General features: G+C 45.0%; 9 protein-coding genes. 8 read left to right on the top strand and 1 reads right to left on the bottom strand.

What is annotated here, in order from left to right; all coding sequences use genetic code 11:
- The first annotated feature begins 108 nt into the window (after positions 1 to 108).
- The 6 genes from Q0993_RS21685 (at position 109) to Q0993_RS21660 (ending at position 19,814) form a co-directional block, all read left to right on the top strand.
- Positions 109 to 12,513 carry a T9SS type B sorting domain-containing protein gene (locus Q0993_RS21685; protein WP_299537479.1) on the top strand — a complete coding sequence of 4,135 codons (12,405 nt, stop codon included), beginning with the start codon at positions 109 to 111 and terminating at the stop codon, positions 12,511 to 12,513.
- Between the two features lie 23 nt (positions 12,514 to 12,536).
- Positions 12,537 to 14,603, top strand: coding sequence for a DUF11 domain-containing protein (locus Q0993_RS21680; protein WP_299537476.1), 2,067 nt, complete (start codon positions 12,537 to 12,539; stop codon positions 14,601 to 14,603).
- A gap of 227 nt (positions 14,604 to 14,830) precedes the next feature.
- Positions 14,831 to 15,760, top strand: coding sequence for a dihydrodipicolinate synthase family protein (locus Q0993_RS21675; RefSeq protein ID WP_299537567.1), 930 nt, complete (start codon positions 14,831 to 14,833; stop codon positions 15,758 to 15,760).
- 107 nt (positions 15,761 to 15,867) lie between these two features.
- Complete coding sequence (locus tag Q0993_RS21670) at positions 15,868 to 17,451, top strand: aldehyde dehydrogenase (NADP(+)) (RefSeq protein WP_299537474.1); 1,584 nt, start codon at positions 15,868 to 15,870, stop codon at positions 17,449 to 17,451.
- Between the two features lie 100 nt (positions 17,452 to 17,551).
- Positions 17,552 to 18,559, top strand: a complete 1,008-nt coding sequence (locus Q0993_RS21665; RefSeq protein ID WP_299537472.1) for a 4-hydroxyproline epimerase — start codon at positions 17,552 to 17,554, stop codon at positions 18,557 to 18,559.
- Between the two features lies 1 nt (position 18,560).
- Positions 18,561 to 19,814, top strand: a complete 1,254-nt coding sequence (locus tag Q0993_RS21660; protein ID WP_299537470.1) for an FAD-binding oxidoreductase — start codon at positions 18,561 to 18,563, stop codon at positions 19,812 to 19,814.
- Positions 19,815 to 19,825: 11 nt separating this feature from the next.
- Here Q0993_RS21660 and Q0993_RS21655 read toward each other — a convergent pair whose 3' ends face one another.
- Entirely contained in the window at positions 19,826 to 20,257 is a 432-nt protein-coding gene (locus Q0993_RS21655; RefSeq protein WP_299537468.1) for a nuclear transport factor 2 family protein, read from the bottom strand.
- 207 nt (positions 20,258 to 20,464) lie between these two features.
- Here Q0993_RS21655 and Q0993_RS21650 point away from each other — a divergent pair, with 207 nt between their 5' ends.
- A complete protein-coding gene (locus Q0993_RS21650; protein ID WP_299537466.1) occupies positions 20,465 to 21,364 on the top strand; it encodes a nucleoside hydrolase in 900 nt (299 codons plus the stop codon).
- 144 nt (positions 21,365 to 21,508) lie between these two features.
- A complete protein-coding gene (locus Q0993_RS21645; RefSeq protein ID WP_299537463.1) occupies positions 21,509 to 22,987 on the top strand; it encodes an SLC13 family permease in 1,479 nt (492 codons plus the stop codon).
- Positions 22,988 to 23,009 lie beyond the last annotated feature (22 nt).

The raw sequence follows: 23,009 nt of genomic DNA, 5'->3' as shown, positions 1-23,009 counted from the left end.
TCCTGCAGCAGTTAACAACAAATATCTGCTATTGATGGCCAAAGCTATTTTCTTTGAGGATAATAACTAACCACGGTATCTATTATCTATGGTTTTGACCGCTGTCATATGAACTTGTTTAAAAGGTACTCCTCATTACTACTACTGCTTTTTGCTTGCAATTTTATATACGCTCAGCTGAGTGACCTTCATTATTTGCCCCCGTTAAAGCAAGGTCAAAACAATCAAGGTATCAGAGATCAAGCAATATATCTCTCAACCCCGGAGCCCACAACCTTTACGGTAAACGCCTATCGAGGTACCAATCCAACCCCTATAGCTTCTTTTAATATTTCTAATGTAAGTCCTGCAGTATGGACCTTAGGGGATGGGGATAACAATATTACTTTGGTCAATAATGCCAATACCGGTGTGGTACTTACCAATAGTGGACTGCGCTTTGAGTCCCCAAGCGGAAATAGGTTCTATGTAAATTATAGAGGTAACTCCAATGCCCAGGCTGCTTCATTGACCGCAAAAGGAAGACAGGCCTTGGGAACCCGCTTTAAATGGGGAGGGGTACCCAACCGAGGAGCGCACCCGTCCAAATCCAATACTTTGGGCATTATGGCCACGGAAGACAATACTACGATTAATGTTTTCGGTTATGACCCAGGCTGCGAATTTAGGGTTGGGAATAATAGGGCCGGTATTACGGACAACACCTATACCATAACACTGGATGCCAACGAATCTTTTGTTTTTGAAACCTATATCGGAAATAGTCCTACCCAGGCTCATGAGGATGGGTGGATCGGTGCTTCCATAGTTTCCGATAGGGATATTGTTATTAGCAACGGCTCCATAAACTTTGGAAGACAAGTGGGCGCCAGTAATAGGGATGCAGGTATTGATCAACCTGTCCCCGAAAATCGACTTGGAAAAGAATATGTATTTATTCGAGGTAATGGAAACACCAATGGTTGGACGGAGTTCCCGTTACTTATCGCTACTTCGGATAACACTCAGATTTTTGTGAACGGAAGTACTACCCCCATAGCAACCATTGACAATGGGGAATACTTTGAAGTTCCAAGCGGTAATTATTCATCAAATTCCGTGGGCGCCAATATGTTGGTGCAGACATCCAAGGACGTCTATGCCTATCAGTGTATGGCCGGGGCAAGTCAAGTATACACCCAAGGACTCAATTTTGTTGCGCCTGTAAACTGTTTGTTGCCCGATGTTATGGATAACATTCCGGACATTCGAAGCATGGCCGGGCTCAATGTTACGGGCGGGATGACCATTATCGCCGCCGTGAATACACCGGATGCCAACATTCAGGTTACCGATGGAAATGGCCCGGTAACCCTACCGGCTTCTAACCCTGTAGCAGGTTCCAGCGACTGGAAGACTTTTTTTATTCCCAATCTTAATGGTGATGTGAGCGTACAGTCCACCGGGCCCATGGCTGTTGGATTCTTTGGATATGAGGGCGCCAGAGGTGTAGCCGGATACTTTTCGGGATTTGATACCTTACCTGAGGTAACCCTTGCAATTAGAGGGGGAAGTGGATGTTTTGTAGGGTCTGAACTATATGAGGCAACAAGCAACAATTTTGATGCTTTTCAATGGTATGAGAATGGACAACCTATTCCCGGTGCCAATAGTCCAAGCTATTCACCGCCAGGAGCAGGCGAATACTTCTTAAGGGGCACCAAAGGACCATGTACATATGACAGTAATGCTATACAAGCCCTATACTGTGATCCCGATGTTGTTTTGGATAAGACTGTGGACAAGGCTGAAATCATGGAGGGGGAAACCGCTACGTTTACCATTCGGGTTCAAAACTGGGGCCTTGCCCCTTTGACCAACCTACGAATTACGGATAATATTCCAACAGGACTTAGCCTGGTCAACGCTTTCACCATTTCCGGAAGTTGGAGTGGCAACACTTGGAATATCGGAACCTTAAATGGGGGTGAAGTAGCTGAATTGGAACTTGAGGTGCGTGCCGACGAGATAGATGTGCTCCCGTTATTAAGTCTAATCAATACGGTAACCAATACCCAGGACCAAACGGATGCCAATATAACCCCTGATAATCCAACTGCGCTCCTAACGGTTCATAACGACTTTGATAACGATGGGGTAAACGATATCACCGATCTGGATGATGATAACGACGGTATTTATGATGAGGAAGAGTGTGCAACATTGTTATTTAATATTTCCGATGGGAATACCCACAATAGTGGTCTTATTACGGTTGATAATTATTTAGTACTTGATGTTTTCAGCATAGACAACTCGTTTAACCTGCAAATCAATGGAAATGATATCGCCGGAGAAATTCAATTTCAGGATGGAGCGTCTGGAAATGCGGCTCATTTTATCGATGGTACAGGTTATGGAGAAAACGGCAATCCTGATATTTGGACCTTAACAGGGACACATGGTAGTCCGCTTCTTCGAGTGGTCATTGATCAAGCAGGTCAATTTCAACTTTTTGGCACAAGGTCTTCCAATGGGCCATTGGAGCCTATGGCCTTAACAACCCCGGCCAACATTGTAAATTGGAACCCATCGGGCAATAACAATGTTGCCATCGGCCAAGCGGTAGTAGGTCCAACCAATATGAGAGGAGTACTTTTGACCGCGGGCTGTGATACAGATGCTGATGGTCTTCCTGATCCTTTGGATTTGGATAGCGATGATGATGGTTGCAGTGATGCCAATGAATATTACAAGGACAACAATGCAGATGGCGGTGATGGCGGTGAATTTGGTTCTGGTACTCCGGTTGTGGACCCAAGTGATGGTACCGTAAATGGTGCATCCTATACTAAGGTATTTGCCCCGGAGATTATATTGGCCAACACTTCTGAAGACCTCGGTGGTAGTGATATTAATGGACAAGGTGTAAATCTTGGACAGACATTTCAATATGTACTCCGATTTCAGAACACCGGTGATGATAGTGCCACAAATTATGTCATTAGGGATATACTCCCCAATAATGTAACCTTGGATAACATTGATATATCCAATGCACCGGGCACTACCAATACCTATGACATCAACACAAATACTATTGAATTTCAGGTTCCCGATAACCTTGTGGAAGTCGGCGATCCGGAATATAGTATCCGGATTTCGGTAACCATCTCGGCCAACTGTTCCGATTTTGTGGATGCTTGTTCTTCAGAATTGGAAAATTTGGCATACTCTACTTTTCAAGGGGTCCTAAATCCAACCGTATTTACAGATGAACCGGGAAGCTCTAACTTTCCATGCAACAGCGTTCCAGAGGTTGCAAGCAACAATATTTTGGACGACCTGGCCAATTGTGGCCAGGCCAGAACCGTGCAGTTGTGCGGTAACGATGTTCTTCTTACTGCCGGGTCTGGGTTCGGTACATATACCTGGGCACTCGACAATAATGCCAATGGGCAAATTGACGGTTCGGATACCGTATTAAATGATGGGGATCCCGATAATGATCCCAGCACTTTATTGGTGACGGATATAGGGAATTACATTGTGGAAAAATCGGGTGGTGGAAGTTGTCCGGACTTGACCGAATTGATTACCGTGGAACGATTCGGTACCACTCAGACCAATCCTATAATCGCATATTTCAACCAAGTGAATTCCGATGGCGACTTGGACAATGACCTCAATGGTGAGATCGTAGCCTGTTCCTTGGATGGGGATTTATTGCCAAAGATATTCTTATGTGGCGAAAATGATTCGGCACTTATCCAATTGGGAATTACCGATGCCCAAAGCATTACCTGGCAACAACTTGATGAGGCCAGTTGTTCGGATAACGGTGACGACTGTGCCAATAAGAATTTTGGATGTGCATGGACCGATCTTGCTACCCAAAATAATTTCACGGTAACGGATAGCGGTGAATATCGAGTGGTTATTACGTATCAAAACGGTTGTTTTAGTCGTTTTTACTTCAATGTATTCAAGAACATCTTGGATATCCAGCACACCGCTTCGGATATTCTCTGTAGTACTCCTGGTAACATTAGGGTCACCAATATTGGTGCGGGATATGGATTCCAGTTGGTGAATGCCGCAAATAATGCAGTCGTTGTCCCGTTTTCCAGTAACAATGGACCCAATTTTGATATTGCGGCCAGTGGCTCCTACAAGATCCAGGTTACCCAGTTGGATCCCATTTCCGGCAACCCGATTGATGGGGCCTGTATCTTTGAAACAGAAGACATTGGTATCCTTGAACGGGACTATCAAGTTAACATTACGACTACCCCTACCGATTGTAACACCCTGGGTACAATAGCAATCCAGGCCCTGAACGTTTTACCACAGTACAGTTATGAACTTCGTTTGGACGATGGCAGCAATGGGGGACGAGGAACTTTTGTGGACAGTCATTTGGTATCCGACGACAACACCCACACGTTTACCAATGTTAATGAAGGAAACTATATAGTAATTACTACCACAGTCGATGGCTGTACGGATACCCAAAACATAACCGTTGGTGAAATTCCGGCATTGACCTTAACTGCGGTAACCCGAGAAAACATTACATGCGACCCAGGGATAATAAACCTAACACCCAGTGGGGGAAGTCCAAACCCAGACTATAGGATGGCGGTTTGGAGCAAGGACGGCATAGATCTTTATCCAAGTCCACCTAGTCTTTCCGATATTCCTCCGACCTCGGTACAAACAGCTTCTTCATTTATCTTCAATACTCCTTTGGACGCTGGAGACTATGAATTTGTTGTTTTTGATGATAACGGCTGTCATGCGTTTTCAAATGTGGTTACGATGGAATATTTGGATAGTCCGTCCATTTCAGCTTCACATTCGGCCATTGTCTGTGCGGACGACTCAACGTCTTCCCTTACCGTTTCCGTTACCGGTGGTACTCCCCCATACCAGTATAGTTTGGATGGCGGGGCCAACTACCAGACGGCCGATACATTTCCAAACCTTTCCGCAGGTCTATACACCATCACCGTGATGGATTCCAGTGGAAGTGGCGCTACAGGTTGCGTGGTAAGCTCCGATTATGAAATTGATCAACCGTTTCGATTAACCGCATCGGCAGCCATAGTGGAGGACGCTTCTTGCAATCCAAGCGGGGCATTGGTCAAGATCTTGAATGCCAATGGTGGGCAGGCACCGTATGAATACAGTTTTGATGGAGGAGGTAGTTTTGGAGCGGTAAATGAAAGAAATCTTCTGGCCGGAACCTATCAACTTATGGTTCGGGATGCCTTGGGATGTACCTTTGATATGGACCTCACAGTTCCCACCCCAGTGGTGGATCCCAATTTGTCCTATGCTGTGGAATATGATTGCAACGGTACGGGAACCATTACCATTTCAACATCGAACACTACGGATTTTGACTATACCTATAGCCTAAATGGAACCGAAAATACGCCGTCCGATAATAACGTATTTGCCAATGTAGCTGCTGGAACACAAACCGTTACGGTAGGTTTTTCAAGTAGCATAGCCCCAAATCAAAGTACTTTGTTCTTTGAGGATTTTGGAGCTGGGACGACTACTCAGATCGGTGAAATTGGAGCCGATTATTGTTATGAGCCGCAAGATGGAACATTAACGGCATGTAATCGCGGCCCTGCCGGAATTTTGGTGAACGGTGAATATACGGTTACCAACCGGGTTACCAATCCCGTTCCTTTCTGGACGAGTCCACAAGACCACACAAATCTAACAGATGGTAGGTTCCTGGCCATAGACGTTAGTAACTTCTCTGATACAGGTAACCCACAACTCAATAATATTCTGTGGGCAAGACGGGATATAGAAGTACTCCCAAATGAAGAAATCACATTGAATTTCTGGGCCTATAACCTAATGAATCTTGCAGGGGCAGGTAACAATCCTGAAGTATTGATTGAAATCTTGGATAGTACGGGGGCCATTATTTATAGCGAAGTAGCTCCGGAGATTCCAAAAAATACCAATGATACGGATTGGCATGAACGTACCATAACCTTTGACCCGGGAGCAAATACCGATATCGACGTAGTTTTTAGGACCAATGTTAACAGTAACGACGGTAATGATCTAATTTTGGACGATATTACTGCTTTTCAAGTACCTTCCGTTTGTCCACAAACCCAAGATTTGGCGGTTTTGGTGGAAGCCGACCAGGCCTTTGCCGCCCAGTTGCTGAGTGTTACGCAACCCAGTTGTAGCGGGGTCGCAGACGGTTCCATTCGTTTTGAGGTTTCCAATTTTGATGCCCTGGCCGGTTTTGAGTACTCTTTGGATGGTGGCGCCAATTGGGCGGCTTCATTGACCACACCGGTTACTTCAGCAGCTACCTTGGCTGATGGGAACTATACCATTATGGTCAGAAAGGCAGATGAAACTTCTTGCACGGTAAACTTTCCGGCGACTATAACCGAACCTTCGATTATCACACCAACATTGGGCCTTACCGCCGAGTTTACTTGTTTTAATACGGGTGCTACCTTGGAAGCCTCGGCAACAGGTGGAAGTCCTGGATATGAATATCAGCTTGAGGATACCTTAGGCAATATTCAGGTATCGTATCAAAATAGTCCCATGTTCCCCAACATTGCAGGTGGGGATTACCTTGTTCGAATACGTGATACCAATGGTTGCGATGTATTATTACCATCTGCTCAAGCAGTGACCGTAGCTGTACCCCAAACTATAGCGTTCACAACATCCTTTACCAATTGCTATGATGGTCAGAACAACGCTAGCATAGCGGTCCAAGTTACTTCAGGAAACGGGGATTACACCTTTAGCCTTAATGGGGGAGCACCGATGAGTCCCTCCCTGGCGACTCCTACCGAATATACCTTTACCAATTTGGCAGATGGTATCTATACCATTGAGGTATTCGATATCTATGGCTGTTCTGTTTCAAATGCAGCTACTCCTATCGTTATAAATCCAACGCTATTAGCAAACGTAGATGTTAGGGATGTTACCGATTGTGCGGATGGCAGCATTACAGTTACCCCTACCGGGGGAGATGGTAATTACGTGTACGCATTTTTACCAACGGGATCTACCGTAGCGGATTCTGATTTTGGCCCATTGAACACTTTTACGGTAACCAATGCTACTGCCGGTGATTACGATGTTTATGTAAGGGATAAGAATGGATCCGGTACACCCGATCCGTATTGCCAATATTTGGAGACTATAACCGTGGGCAATACTCCCGCCCTTGTATTTGCGTCTACTCCAACGGATCCAGAATGCCATGATGGTATGGGTTCCATAGACATTTCCATTACCGCCGGAGATGCACCTTTCAGTATTGAGATTGTTGATCTGGACAATGGAGGGGCTTCTGACCAAATCGTAAACGATGTGCTGGCCAACACGTATACATTTTACAATTTAATGCCCGGTGATTATACCATTTCCATTACTGACACCCATGGTTGCCTTGTGACCGATACGCCAGTGACCTTGAATAACCCGGATGAATTGACGGCCACGGTTATAGGGGCCACCCCTGTTAATTGCGGAGGTCCGGCAACGGATTTTGGATTTGATGTAACCGGCTATCCAGCTACAATAGGTACGGTTGAGTTTAGTGATGATGCCGGTGTAACCTGGCAATCCTCCGATCAATTCAGGGGATATATCTCGGGCCAAATCGTTCATCCTTCCCTAAGGACGGTCGATGGTTTTGGAAACACGATCTGTCAAACCGATTTACCTCAATTTATCATCCCATATCCATTGGACAATCTTGACATTACCCTATCTGCTTTGGTAGTGAACTGTAATGAGCTCCAGGTTGTTGTACAAGGCTCCGAGGGCGTGGCGCCCTATCAGTATGCATTTAGTGATGACCCTGCTAATTTTGATCCCAATACTGCTACCTGGTTCCCAGGAGAAAGTACGCATAAGGACGGCACCACAGTACCTGTGGGACATGGTAGGTATGAATGGTTGGGATTGGTTCCCGGTAGAACCTATGTTTTTTATGTCCAGGACAACAATAGCTGTACGAGACAGAGTACCGTAAACGTAAATGATTTGATTACCCAACCTTTGGGAATCACCTCCTCACTTACACCCTCATGCAATGGGAGTAATAATGGTAGCATTACCTATACTATCGTTGAGAATATAGCATCACCAGGCACGGAAATGCAATGGTCATTTTATGACATATCCACGGGAACTCCCGTATTGGAAAGCGACAGTGGCGGAAATGTTCCGTTCTCAGCCCCCCATACATTGACCTTTAATTCTTTGGGAACAGGTAATTATTATATTGAAGTCACCAAAATGGATGGTGCTATCTCTAGTTGTGTCAGTGCATCTGAAAATGAATTGTTGGACGAATTGGATCCAATTACCGGAACTCCAGGTATGTTCCGGGATATCAGTTGTGACCGTCCAGGTTTGATAGAAATCCCCGATATTTCAGGTGGAGGAGGCACCTATTATTATGATGTTTCGGGTCCTGCCCCGTTTACACCAATTACAGGTACACCGGACAATCCCATAGAAATCCCGGCAAATTCGCCTTCTGGATCGTATACGGTTTCGGTAACGGACCAATATGGCTGTTCAATCGCTTTGGGCAGTGTAAACTTAAATCTTTCATCCAATCCGGACATTCACAATATTGAAGTTGATAATTGCGGCCCTCAGGCCAATATTACGGTCACCTCGTTTTCGGCGGCACCTATTCATTATAGTATAGATAATGGAGCGGGTTACACGGACAGCAATGATAATGGTCTGTTCACCAATGTGCCTTTAGGCACTTATACGGCAACAATTTTGGACAGCAACGGTTGTAGTGATACGGATACGGTTACCGTACATCCTAGCCTACAAGCCAATGCCGTTCTGACACAAAATTTGGGATGTGGCCTTGGCAATGAAGCTGAAATCTCGGTAGAGGTCACTAGTGGTTCAGGAAATTATGAATACGAAATAGTCGGTACTGCAAGCACCTTGGTTACAAGGCAGGCCCTAACCGTCCATCCGACCACGGTTTTGATATCAAGTTCAGATACCTACACGGTACATATCTATGACATTGGAGTGAATGGCCCGGAATGTTCCCGATCATTCCCCATTGTAGTAGATCCGGCCATAACACCCAGCATTTCCGTAGATGCCTTTACCGATGCCACCTGCAACGGTGCAAACGACGGTACCTTAACGGTCGCCGCCTCCAACTTGGTGGCCGGCACACACACCATTGAAATCGTTTCGGGAACAGGAGCAGTACTAAGTACCTTCCCCATAAGTGCACCCAATGGAGGCAGTACCGTTACCTTCCAGAATCTTGAGGCCACGGGTCCCGGTATTGACTATACCATTAGGGTAACCTCCCCAAATGGCTGTTTCGACGAGACAACACAAACAATTTCTGAACCGGATGCCATTACCATAAATGCCATTACTCCTGTAGAATATGGATGTTCTTCGGGCAATACGTCCGAAAATGCAAGCCTGACCTTTGCTGGAGCAAATGGTGGATCGGGCAATTACGTGCGATATGAATTCATACGCGATGGAAATCCTGTACAAGATGGAACCAATCCAACTTGGATCGAAACCGATTTTGCGGGAGGCAACTATCTCATCAATGTCTATGACGAAAATGGCTGCGTAGGCAGCACAAACGCAACCATAGCTCCTTTTGATGAAATGGCCACACCCACGATACATGTGAGTCAAGATATTAGCTGCAGCAACACAGGAGAGGAAATCCGTATCGATGTTACGGGAAGTGTAACCAATAGTACCGCCCATCTAGGGAATTACCAATTCAACGTACTATCGGCCGGTACATTCACCCAGGACGCCGTCCATCCAAATGTATTTACCGAGCTGCAGGTTGGTACCCATACTTTTGCAGTTCGAAACATCACAACAGGTTGCGAAATGATTATAGACCATGTTGTTGAAGAGCCCAATACCTTTGATGTGATCGTGGAAAAACTTTCGGATGTAGTATGCTTTGGAACGGATGGCAGTATTCGACTTACCTTGGTCGATGCTATCTATGTAGGTGGGTTTTCATGGAGCATTTTTGACACCAATGGTACACCATCTGACCGTTCCGATGATGGTCCTGCCATTGCCCATGGAAATTCGGCAAATCTGGGCCCGACCGGAGCTATCCCCTTACCCGCCGGAAATTATTTGGCCGAAGTAGTGCAGGATGCCTTTCCGGAATGTAGCCAAATACGGTCCTTTAGTATCACGACACCTCCGGCACTGATAACTCTGGGTTCCATGGATATAACCGATGTAGGATGTAGCAATGATCAGGGTAGTGCCTTAATTGCTCCAACAGGTGGCGTAGGACCTTATACCATAGCGCTGACCCATGTGGGTAGTGGTACAACAACTACCGAAATGTCGGTAAGTAGTCATCTTTTCCAGGGATTGAGTGCGGGGGACTATAATGTAAGCATTACCGATGCACTTACCTGCAATCGAGTATTTAATGCTGCGTTTAACCTAGTTCTACCTAATCCCATTACGGGTACCGTTTCCCATACGACTTTGGTTTGTCAAGGGGATACGGATGCGTCGGTGTCCGTAAGTCTTGATCCGAGAAATGTGACTACTAATTATAGATACGCGCTGCATACCTATAGTGATGACACAGGCAGTACGCTGCTAAGTACATCGGTATCCCAGGGCAATTCTACTTTTACGAATTTGGGTGCAGGTTTCTATAGTATTCTGGTAACCGATGATATGGGCTGTACGTTTGAAACAAATCCTATTGTTGAAATACAGGATCCTACAGATGTGCAAGCACAACTGTTCACCAATCGTGCCCCAAGCTGTCAACTGGAGGCCGAACTACTTTTAGTAGCTTCCGGAGGAACTGGACCGTACGAATGGAGTGAGGACAATAGCAATTTTTATCCTATGAACAATGCCCAGGGAGCGGGCACACATCTATTCGCCAATGTGGCATCAGGTAATGATTACCAATATTATATTAAGGATAGTTTTAACTGTGTTTCTATAATATCCAACGAAATTTCAGTGGATTCCATTGAAGACCTTTCGGTTTCCTTGGATACAGCCGCTGCTAGTGTAAATTGTAATGGCGAAAGCACTGCCGCCCTAAATGCTGAGGCCAATGGTGGATTGGGGAACTACCAATATGCTCTTTTTGATGCCGATTTAAATACCGAAGTTTTACCCAACCAATCCAATGGACTATTTACAGATTTATCCGCGGGCAACTATTACATACGCGTCCAAAGTGGAGATTGCGAGGCAATTTCCCAAGTGGTGCCCATAGCGGAACCGGAATTATTGGTGGTGGATCCGATTATCTCGGAAATTAGCTGTGCCGATGCAAATGATGGAAGTATAGTCTTGAATGTTACGGGAGGGAGCGGAGCATATCAATTTGCGATCTCACCGAACCTAAACCAGTTTGACGATGAGAATAGCTTTGATGAACTGGCTCCAGGGGATTATACCATAATTGTTCAGGATGGGAAGGGTTGTTTTGAGCTCGTAGAGTTTTCATTGACCCCACCTGATGCCTTGGCCGTTACCTATACCGTATCCGATGAGATATGTTATCAAAGCAATGATGGAACCATAGCTCTGGAAATCACCGGAGGAACAGCACCTTATTCTACAAGTCTGAACAGTAATGAAGATACGGACTTTGCCCAAGATGTATTGGATTATAGCGGACTCCCCAGTGGAAATCATATCCTTTTCATAAGGGATGCCAATGGATGTGAAATTACCGAGGTATTCCAAGTACAGAGTGGTGTTAATCTGGCCGGTGAGGCTTTGGTTCAATACGAATGTGACCCTCAAGGGGCTACCTCTAATTCCGCGCAGATCGTTTTTGAGGACCCAAATATTTCCAATGACGTACTTTATGGCTTGGATACTGATGACCCTCAGGAAATGCAATTGGACCCTAATTTTGAAAACCTGACTGGTGGACCTCATGTCATAACCGTAGTCCATAGTAATGGATGTTCCACAACCTTTCCGTTCGAAATTACCATTTTTGACCCATTGGAATTGCAACTGAGCGAAGGCGATATTAACCAAATAAGTGCCGAGGCCCAAGGTGGATCAGGGAATTATACCTTTGTTTTCAACGATGAACCCACTACATCGGATCAGGAATACTATATTCGAGAGACCGGCACCTATGTGGTAACCGTAACCGATGAGAACGGATGTAGTATCACTCAGGAAATCTTTATGGAATTCATAGATATTGAAATTCCAAATTTCTTTACTCCGGATGGAGATGGTAACAATGATTCCTGGGCCCCAAGAAACATAGAACAATATCCCAATATTTTCATAAAGATATTTGACCGCTACGGAAGGAATATTTTTCAATTTGAAGGCAATCAAGACAGTTGGGATGGACAGTACAAATTCAATGGTCTACCTACGGGGGACTACTGGTACATAATTAAACTTAATGGTATTCAAGACGAGCGTGAGTTCGTAGGTAGTTTCACGCTGTATCGTTAAAACTAAAATGTCTGTTTTTCCGGATGTGGTTAAAAAAAAAGCATCTTTTTCTTCTTTTTGGGTTGTTGGGATTCATTTCCTATGGGCAGCTCAGTGACTTGCATTATTTGCCGCCGCTCAAACAAGGCCAGAATAACGGCGCTATTCAACAGCAAGCGGTTTACCTATCCACACCGGAGACCACTTCATTCACGGTCAATGTCTATCAAGGTACCAATGCCACGCCGGTTACTTCCTTTTCGATTTCCAACACGAGTCCGGCCACATACAATCTCGGTAACGGGGACAACAATGTAACCTTGGTAAACAATACCAATACAGGTGTAGTATTGACCAATAGTGGATTGCGTTTTGAAGCTCCTGGGGGCAACAACTTCTATGTAAATTATAGGGGTAGATCAGGTTCCCAAGCAGCTTCGTTGACTTCCAAAGGAAGGGCCGCCTTGGGCACAAGCTTCAAATGGGGCGGCGTTCCCAATCTGGGCAGCCATGTTTCAAAATCCAATACTTTGGGAATCATGGCCACCGAGAACAACACTACGATCGATGTTTTTGGATATGACCCCGGTTGTGAATTTCGGGTAGGGTCTAATGTTGCCGGAATTACTGCGGATACCTATCAAATTGTTTTGGACGCCAATGAATCCTTTGTCTTTGAAACCTATATTGGCAATTCCCCAACCCCGGCCCATGAAGATGGTTGGATCGGCGCCTCGATCGTTTCCGACAAGAATATTGTTATCAGTAACGGCTCATTGAATTACGGGCGACAAGCAGGGGCGAGTAACCGGGATGCCGGTATAGACCAACCCGTACCCGAGAATAGTCTCGGCAGGGAATATGTATTTGTTAGGGGAAATGGAGGATCCGGTGGAGAGACTGAATTTCCGCTGATTATTGCTACTCAAGATAATACGGAAATCTACGTAAACGGATCTGCCACACCTATAGCGACCATTAATAATGGTGACTATCTGGAGATACCTAGTAGCAACTATTCATCCAACTCGGTAGGGGCCAATATGTATGTGCAGACCTCAGAGGATGTTTATGCGTACCAATGTATGGCGGGTTCAAGCCAGGTGTATACCCAAGGTTTGAATTTTGTGGCACCAGTAAATTGCCTTCTGCCGGACACCATGGACAATATTCCCAATATCAGGGATGCAGCAGGTATAAATGTTTCCGGTGGTGTAACCATAATTGCATCGACTACAACACCCAATAGCAACATTATTGTAACAGATGGTAATGGTACCGTTACGCTACCTTCTTCGAACACGGTAGCCGGGACCTCCGATTGGAAGACTTTCTATGTTCCCAATTTGACCGGAGATGTAAGTGTTCAATCTTCGGGCCCTATTGCGGTGGGTTTTTTTGGTTTTAATGGTGCTAGGGGATTGGCGGGTTATTTCTCAGGCTTTGATACCTTGCCCAATGTAAATCTCCAAATAAGCGGAAGCAATTGTCTGCCAGGGTCTACTTTGGAGGTATCCGGCGGGGAAGTCTTCGATGCCTATCAATGGTATGGCAATAGTGTCTTGATTCCAGGAGCTACGTCACCTACGTATTTGGCTACGTCTGCAGGGGAGTATTTTCTTAGGGTTACCAAGGGCTCCTGTAGCTATGACTCCAACGCGATTCAAGTATATTACTGTGATCCCGACATTGTTTTGGACAAAACAACTACAGATCTGGTCGTTAATGATGGCGATTTGGTGTCCTTTGATATAACAGTCGAAAGTTTGGGTTTTGATGCGTTGACAAATCTTCAGATTACGGATGTATTGCCCAACGGGCTGGATTTTGTTTCCGCTACGGTTTCCAAGGGATCATTTAGCTATCCCAATTGGAACATAGGTACAATGGTAGGAGGGGAGGTAGCTACCATGACCCTTGTGGCCAGGGCATACATCACAAATATTCATCTTTCCTCCATGACCTATACCAACACCATAACGAATACCCAGGATCAAACGGATTCCAACACAACAGCGGACAATCCTTCCGTGGACGTACAGGTTAATCTCATACCCCCAACGAACGTAATCACCAACAGGAGAATTACCTTTAGGGTAAACAGAAACTGAATCAAAAATTTGGCTGGATTTGAGATTCCCTGGCGTTTCCAATGACCATATTTGAGTAAATTTTTGCCGCATCCTCGTTCAAGAGTGCATTGGTAGATACCAAATGCTAAACTGGCTTTGTACCCTTATCAAGAAAAGATGTAAATATTTCAATTTTGGCCCCTGGTTTCCTTGCGTATCTTTTGGGTAAGAATTAGTTTCCCCATAAATTTCAATATAGTATGGCTATGATAGTAAAATGGGAGGGCGTTATGCCCGCGATAACTACTAAATTCACGGAGCACGATGAATTGGATTTAAAAATGTTCAATAAGAACATTGAAGCCCAAATAGATGCGGGTGTGCATGGCATTGTTCTGGGAGGATCTTTGGGGGAGGCCAGCACGCTTGTAGAAAATGAAAAGGAGGTTTTGATAAAGGAGACCTTAGAAGCCGTTTCCGGCAGTATACCGGTAGTGATGACCATAGCCGAGCAGGCTACCAAGGCGGCCATAACCGCGGCCCAAAATGCGGAAAGGCACGGAGCGGACGGTCTAATGGTCCTTCCGCCCATGCGCTATAAGGCCACGGATCGTGAAACTGTGATTTATTTTAAGGAAGTGGCCCAAAACACTGGCTTGCCTATTATGATCTACAATAACCCGGTAGATTATAAGATCGAGGTGACCTGTAATATGTTCGAAGAATTGTTGGAGCTTAAAAATATAGGAGCGGTAAAGGAGTCAACCCGGGATATTATCAATATCGGTAGGTTGCGCAATAGATTTGGAGAACGTTTAAAAATTCTCACCGGCGTAGATCCATTGGCCTTGGAAAGCCTTTTACTGGGGGCGGATGGATGGGTAGCCGGATTGGTATGTGCCTTCCCTTCGGAGACTGTGGCTATTTACGAGCTGGCCAAAGCAGGCAAGATTGCGGAGGCTACTCAAATATATCGTTGGTTCCTTCCACTTTTGGAGCTGGACATTAGCCCCCAACTGGTGCAGAACATTAAGTTGGCGGAAGTGGCTACGGGTATTGGTACCGAACATGTAAGGCCCCCAAGACTAAAATTGGAAGGACCGGAAAGGGATCGCGTTCTGCGAATTATAGAAGAGGGACTGCGTACACGACCGGAATTACCGGATTACAGGTCGCTGGCCAAATTCCTCAAATAATTCTCCCATAGATAAATTCTGGACAATACGCTTCCTTTTAGTGTTTGTTTTTTATCTTCGACGGACTGCAAAAATCGTTCACAGAAATAATCAAAAAATAATTATTCATGATAACGGGCAAAAATTATGTGGGTAACGAGCTTTCGGCTAAAGGGGGCATTACTTATAGCACGTTCGACCCAAAATTGAACATACCGACGGAGTGGAATTTTCACGAAGCTACGGATGAGGAAATCAATACCGCCGCGGAGAAGGCAAAATCCGCGTTCAAGGCCTACCGAAATACATCAGGAATACAAAAAGCGGATTTTCTAATTGCGATTGCCGAGGAAATAGAAAACCTTGGAGATGTATTGATACGGGTTTATATACAAGAATCAGGACTTCCCGAAGGTCGTGCAAAAGGTGAACGGGGCCGAACCATGGGACAATTACGGGCCTTTGCCGACTTGTTGAAAGAAGGTTCCTGGGTAGACGCTACCATAGATACCGCGCAGCCGGAGCGTCAGCCTTTACCCAAAACGGATATTCGAAAAATGCTGGTTCCTAAAGGTCCCATCGTTGTTTTTGGATCTAGTAATTTTCCATTGGCCTTTTCAACGGCCGGTGGGGATACGGCCAGCGCGTTGGCAGCGGGGTGCCCTGTCATTGTAAAAAGTCACCCCATGCATGCAGGTACCGGAGAACTGGTGGCCTCGGCCATTATTCGTGCAGTTGAACGCACAGGAATGCCAGATGGTGTCTTTTCCAATCTGAATAGTAGTGGAATTGAAGTGGGCCAAAAGTTGGTGATGCACCCTAATGTTAAAGGTGTTGGCTTTACGGGTAGTATCCGGGGTGGAACCGCATTGTACCAATTGGCCAATGAGCGTAAGGAACCTATACCGGTTTTTGCGGAAATGGGTAGTATTAATCCCGTCGTGGCACTACCCGGGGCATTAGGGGAAAACGGCGGACTTTGGGCAAAAAGTTACGCGGGCTCCATTACCTTGGGAGCGGGACAATTTTGCACCAATCCTGGATTACTTCTGGGAATCAAGGGTAATGAATTGGATGCTTTTGCTTCCATTTTGGGAAAGGAGATAGAAAAAATTGAACCGGGCTGCATGCTGCATCCGAACATTTATAGTGGATATGAAAAAGGAAAAGAAGAGCTCTCTTCCCAGTCCGAAACGCAGATTGTAGCTTCCATTGATACAGAAGCACCGCCTAATTATGGAAAGCAGCGGATATTGATGGTAGATGGTTCGGATTTTATGGCCAATCCCAAATTACATCAGGAGGTTTTTGGACCATTCTCTATTTTGGTACAATGTGAGGATATAAATGAACTGGAAAAGGTAATAGATCAATTGGAAGGCCAATTGACCGGGACTATTTTAGGAAATGAGGAGGAACTGCAAAGCTACGGCCCCATTGCCGAAGCTTTGCGGAATAGGGTAGGGCGCCTAATTTTTAATGGTGTCCCTACCGGTGTTGAAGTCTGTCCTTCCATGCAGCATGGCGGGCCCTTTCCGGCGAGTACGGATAGCCGTTTTACTTCGGTCGGGACCTCGGCCATTCTACGTTGGGTGAGACCTGTTTCGTATCAGAATTGGCCGCAACAGGCCTTGCCTGATGCTTTAAAGGATGATAATCCTTTGGATATCATGAGATTGGTAAATGGAAGGCATACCACTTCAAAAATTTGACGATTTACAAGGTATCCTTATCTTTTTGAAAATAGACCAAGGTGAGGAACCAAATCATCCTTTGGATACAATGGTCCAATGAATTTTTACTAGCTTCAATATGTCCGTACACAAATTTAACTGTATCGATGCCCATACCTGTGGAAATCCGGTAAGATTGGTAAAGACAGGAGGTCCGGAACTAAAGGGCTCCAATATGGCGGAAAAGCGGCAATACTTCATAAAGGAATATGATTGGATTCGTAGGGGACTTATGTTCGAGCCTCGTGGCCATGATATGATGAGTGGAAGCATCTTATACCCACCTTCGGATCCTAATAATGATTTGGGTATCCTTTTTATTGAAACGAGCGGCTGTTTGCCCATGTGCGGGCACGGTACCATCGGTAGCATCACCATAGCGATCGAGGAAGGTATTATTACACCAAAAGTGCCGGGACGGATACGTATGGAAACACCCGCCGGTTTGGTTGAGGTAGAGTATGGTTTAGGGAGCAATAAAGTGGAATGGGTAAAGCTCACCAATGTAAAGTCCTATCTCGCAGCTTCGGAACTTTTTGTGCGTTGTAGTTCATTGGGAGAATTAAGATTTGATGTGGCTTATGGTGGTAACTTCTATGCTATTTTTGATGTACAGCCCAATTTTTCGGGCCTACAGGATTTTTCGGCCAGTGAATTGATCGGGTTTAGCCAGGAAATCCGTGAGAAAATCAATCTTAAATATCCTGATCGGTTCATTCATCCGGAAGACGATACAATTAGGGATGTAAGTCATATCATGTGGTCGGGGGACACCCTATCATCGGATGCCACCGCGCGTAACGCAGTATTTTATGGGGATAAGGCCATTGACCGATCACCATGTGGAACGGGTACTTCAGCACGGATGGCCCAGTGGTATGCTAAGGGAAAGTTGTCTGTTGGGGACAAATTTGTTCATGAGAGTTTTATAGGATCCAAATTCGAGGGAAGGGTCGAGAAAGAGACAAAACTATCGGGAGAAACTGCAATTGTACCCAGTATAAAGGGATGGGCCAGGATTTATGGATACAATACCATAACCATTGACGAGGACGATCCCTATGCCCATGGGTTTCAGGTAATTTAATATGGGAAAAAAGATCATAATTATAGGAGGCGGTATAATCGGATTAAGCTCCGCTTATTTTTTGAGCAAGTCGGGCCATGAGGTTACCGTAATCGATAAATCCGATATCAGTTCCGGAGCTTCCTTTGTAAATGCAGGGTATTTAACACCTAGTCATATTGTCCCCTTGGCGGCACCAGGTGTTTTGATGCAAGGACTGAAATGGATGATGGACTCTTCTAGCCCCTTGTACATCAAACCCCGCTGGGACCTGGATTTCTTAAAATGGTCCTGGTATTTCCACAGGTCTTCGACCAAGGCCAAAGTGGAAAAGGCCATTCCTGTCATTAAGGAAATCAATCTTTTGAGTAGGGAACTTTTTCAGGATATCAAGACCTCAGGAGACTTGGGTGATTTTCAGTTGGAACGCCAAGGACTACTAATGCTATACCAAACAGAGGCGGCTCAGGAACATGAACTTGCTGTCGCGAAGAAGGCCGAACAACTGGGGCTGGAGGTTTCCGAGGTGGATTCCTCGGGACTTGAGCGACTGCAACCTGAAGTAAAGATTAATGCTCAAGGAGCGATTTACTATGAATGCGATGGACACACCACCCCCAACGAGTTCATGCCCAAAATGGTAGCATATCTACAGCGTGTTGGTGTAAGATTTAAGATTAATGAAGAGGTACGGGACTTGACCATAGAAGGAGGCAAAATAACCGAAGTACAGACCTCAAGAAACGCTTACCAGGGCGATGAAATTGTTTTGGCCGCAGGGTCGTGGAGTGGTAGAATCGCCAAAAAATTGGGAAAGATAGTACCACTACAGGCGGGTAAGGGATATAGTATTAATGTATCCAGGGATACAGGAATTACCCTGCCGGCCATTCTTATGGAGTCCAAAATGGCAGTTACCCCAATGCGTGGATTTACTCGATTTGCGGGGACAATGGAGTTTTCCGGTATAAACCAGATTATTCGTAAGGAGCGGGTTGAGGCTATAGCCAAGGGGGCACAACGGTTTTATCCAGAACTTGAAATAACGGCTGAAGAAAAAAGTGAAGCCAAGATGGGACTACGACCTGTCTCCCCGGATGGGCTGCCCTACATAGGAAGATTCAAAGGCTTCTCCAATCTCATTCTAGCCACTGGCCATGCCATGATGGGATGGAGTTTAGGACCTGCAACAGGCAAATTTGTACAACAACTGATAGATGTGGTAAAACCTGATATGGAGCTTACGCCATTTGCCCCCGATCGAAAATTTAACTGATTCCCCAATTCTTAGCAGGAGGAATCACCAATAATTTTCCACTCCCCGTTGATTCGTTTAAGGACAATCATAAAAGTGCCATTGGCATCCCCAATTTCCCGAGTCAAATGATATTCGCCCATTACCCAATAGGCATCTTCGCTAACCCTTGAAATGTCATGAAGCGTAAATGTAAGTACCCCCGTATGGGCCTTGGTAGGATACCTTTCCTTGTAACTGTCCAACATGGCCTGATAACCATAGCGTATGCCTCCACTCCCAAAGTAGGCTATGGAATCGGACTTTTGGTATCCTTCCATAAAACCTTCGATATCGTGGTTGGACCAGGATTTTGCCTGGATTTCCAAAAGATCCCGGATGGCGGCAATATCTTCTTTTTCCGAGACTTGCTGCTGACATGAAACTTGAGCCAATAGAAAGGCTGCTATCAATAGATTTTTCATATTGTTTTAACTTGATGCATTATTGATGTAAAGTTTGATTTCCCCCAAACCCAATTGCGGAATAAGTGATTACTACATATCCATAAGGGTTGACTTGTTTTTGGCGTTTTCTGTTACAAAACTACCAAAACCTATTTTTTTGATCTTGGCCGGGAAAGTTTTTCTAAAAGTATTGGATATATTAGCGATATACTAATAATACCAACCATGAAACTCTATATGTTATACGTATTGGCCTTTACTTTTTTCACTGTATCCATAGTTCAGGCCCAGCAAAAGACTAAGATTATCTTGGATGCGGATACGGCGAACGAAGTGGATGACCCATTTGCCATAGTTCGTGCCTTTGCCGAGCCTACTTGGGAAATTCAGGCGTTGAACGCCACGCAATGGCAGGCCAGTCAGTGGACTTCCGATCGCAGTATGGAAGAAGGTCATAGAATAAATCAGGTATTGGCCGCATACTTAAAGCCGGAAAACACAAAACTTCTACGGGGAGGCCATCGAAGAATGTATGATTGGGGGGATATGGCCTTGCATTCGGCGGCAACATACAACATTATTAAGGAGGCACATCTTCAAACGGACGGAGAAAAATTAACGATTGTTGCCCTTGGTGCCCTTACCAATGTTGCGTCTGCGGTCTATATCGACCCTACCATCGATTCAAAAATAAAATTGTATTGGTTGGGTACTACTTATGATTTTAAGAACAATATCTCCAAGCGTACCGACTTCAATCCGATGATGGATCCTCAAGCCGCAGAGTTCCTATTGTCCTCTGAAGTAGAAATGCATATTCTTCCCGTTAGTGAGGTAAATCAGATGAAATCCAAGTTTTCGAAAACCAAAGAACTTCTGGAGGGAAAGCACGCCTTGGGAGATTATTTGGTACAACATTGGTTCAATCATGATGACGGAGGAAGGGAAGAACGTGTGCTTTGGGATATTGCCTTGATAGAGGCCATGCTACATCCGGAATGGGTGACCGAAGTAAAAGTAGATGTCTTTGAGAACAAGGATGTATACATTTACAAGGATATTGATAAGGAAAAGTTTCTAAAGGATTGTTTCGATAGTATTGTTGCCAAGTTGGAAAAACTTTGATAGGTCCGAGCATCTTTTTTTGGTATTTGCTGATAAAGAAGTTCTCAGAATCATTTTCAAGTATAGCGATTTTGGGTAGGCCAAGGTACAAGCAAAGTTTGTGGTAAATCTTCAACAAAATAGCTCGGATTTTAAGTCAAATCCATGAAATCTACACATAATGTCGGTCTCTGGCTTGGAATAGTATTGTTTTTGATAGTTCTCGCCTTACCTATTCCACACGGCCTTTCCCTGGAGGGAAAAAGAATGGGGGCAATTGCCCTGTTAATGGTGGTTTGGTGGGTTACGGAGGCCATTCCCATCTACGTTACCGCATTTCTACCTGTGGTACTATTTCCTGTATTGGGAGTATTGGATTCAGCTGAAACTACCAAGGTGTACGGTCATAATTATGTGCTTATGTTATTGGGGGCCTTTATTTTGGCCAAAGGAATCGAAAAACAAAATCTTCATAGAAGAATAGCATTACGCATTATCGGTCTTTTAGGCACGGACCAACGTCGGATTATTTTAGGTTTTATGGTCGCCACGGCATTTTTGTCCATGTGGATTACCAATATGGCCGTGGTTCTCATTATGTTGCCCATTGCTTCATCACTCATTGAAAGTCAAAGGGGAAATGATATTAGGAATTTTGGATTGGCCCTCCTGTTGGGGATTGCCTATGCCGCAAGTATTGGGGGAACCGGTACCCTTATTGGAACACCGCCCAACTTGGTTTTTGCGGGATTACTGGACAAACTATATCCGGGTGCACCCGAAATTGGTTTTGTGGACTGGATGAAAATAGCCTTGCCCATGGTGGTTATCTTTATTCCAGTTATTTGGATTTATCTGGTTTTTTTTATGGGAATACAAAGGGATGCAAAATTGATCAACTTCAAGCTTGCTAATGAAATAAGTCGCCTAGGAGCAATGGGGCCAGGAGAAAAGAGAGTATTGATAATTTTTCTGCTCACTGCCCTGGGTTGGGTTTTTAGAAAAGACTTGATTATGGGCGACTTTGTCCTTCCAGGATGGGGCGATCTTCTGGGAGTGGCAGATTATGTTCATGATAGTACGGTGGCTCTTTTTGGTGCTATCCTTCTGTTTTTGATTGGTGATGGAAAAGGAAAGAAATTAATGGATTGGAAAACTGCGTGCAATGTACCCTGGGGAGTGGCCATGTTCTTGGGAGGTGGCTTGGCCTTGGGTTCAGGGTTTAAAAGCACCGGTCTGGCAGAATGGATGGGCGGCTCTTTTTTGGTCATAGGAAACTTCCCGGAATTCTTCATCCTATTAGGTATCGTTGCCCTGATTATATTTATTACGGAAGTAAACTCCAATACCGCTACCGCTACGATATTTCTACCCGTTTTGGCCGCAATGGGAGTGGCAGCCAGTATAAATCCACTTTTGGTCATGGTCCCTGCTACCTTTGCGTGCTCCTTTGCGTTTATGATGCCTTCCGGTACGGGTACGAATACCGTAATCTTTGCAAGTGGCCGGATTAGGGTAGCGGATATGGCAAGAACGGGTTTTTGGCTAAACCTAATTTGTATTGTATTACTTCCTTTATTACTCTACTTTATCATATTGCCCACTATGGGCATTACGGCCGAACTCCCAATTTGGGCAAAATAAGTACCTTGGATCCAATCCAAAG

The organism is Ulvibacterium sp. (assembly GCF_028285715.1).
GTDB lineage: Bacteria > Bacteroidota > Bacteroidia > Flavobacteriales > Flavobacteriaceae > Ulvibacterium.
Note: the sequence above shows the minus strand (reverse complement) of the source record. Positions and strands in the feature narration are given on the sequence as shown.

What these genes read in the sequence shown, in the direction of transcription:
- Q0993_RS21665 (WP_299537472.1), top strand. Translation starts at nt 17,552, where the DNA reads ATGTCCGTACACAAATTTAACTGTATCGATGCCCATACCTGTGGAAAT.
- Q0993_RS21675 (WP_299537567.1), top strand. Translation starts at nt 14,831, where the DNA reads ATGATAGTAAAATGGGAGGGCGTTATGCCCGCGATAACTACTAAATTC.
- Q0993_RS21655 (WP_299537468.1), bottom strand. Translation starts at nt 20,257, where the DNA reads ATGAAAAATCTATTGATAGCAGCCTTTCTATTGGCTCAAGTTTCATGT.
- Q0993_RS21650 (WP_299537466.1), top strand. Translation starts at nt 20,465, where the DNA reads ATGAAACTCTATATGTTATACGTATTGGCCTTTACTTTTTTCACTGTA.
- Q0993_RS21645 (WP_299537463.1), top strand. Translation starts at nt 21,509, where the DNA reads ATGAAATCTACACATAATGTCGGTCTCTGGCTTGGAATAGTATTGTTT.
- Q0993_RS21685 (WP_299537479.1), top strand. Translation starts at nt 109, where the DNA reads ATGAACTTGTTTAAAAGGTACTCCTCATTACTACTACTGCTTTTTGCT.
- Q0993_RS21680 (WP_299537476.1), top strand. Translation starts at nt 12,537, where the DNA reads ATGTGGTTAAAAAAAAAGCATCTTTTTCTTCTTTTTGGGTTGTTGGGA.
- Q0993_RS21670 (WP_299537474.1), top strand. Translation starts at nt 15,868, where the DNA reads ATGATAACGGGCAAAAATTATGTGGGTAACGAGCTTTCGGCTAAAGGG.
- Q0993_RS21660 (WP_299537470.1), top strand. Translation starts at nt 18,561, where the DNA reads ATGGGAAAAAAGATCATAATTATAGGAGGCGGTATAATCGGATTAAGC.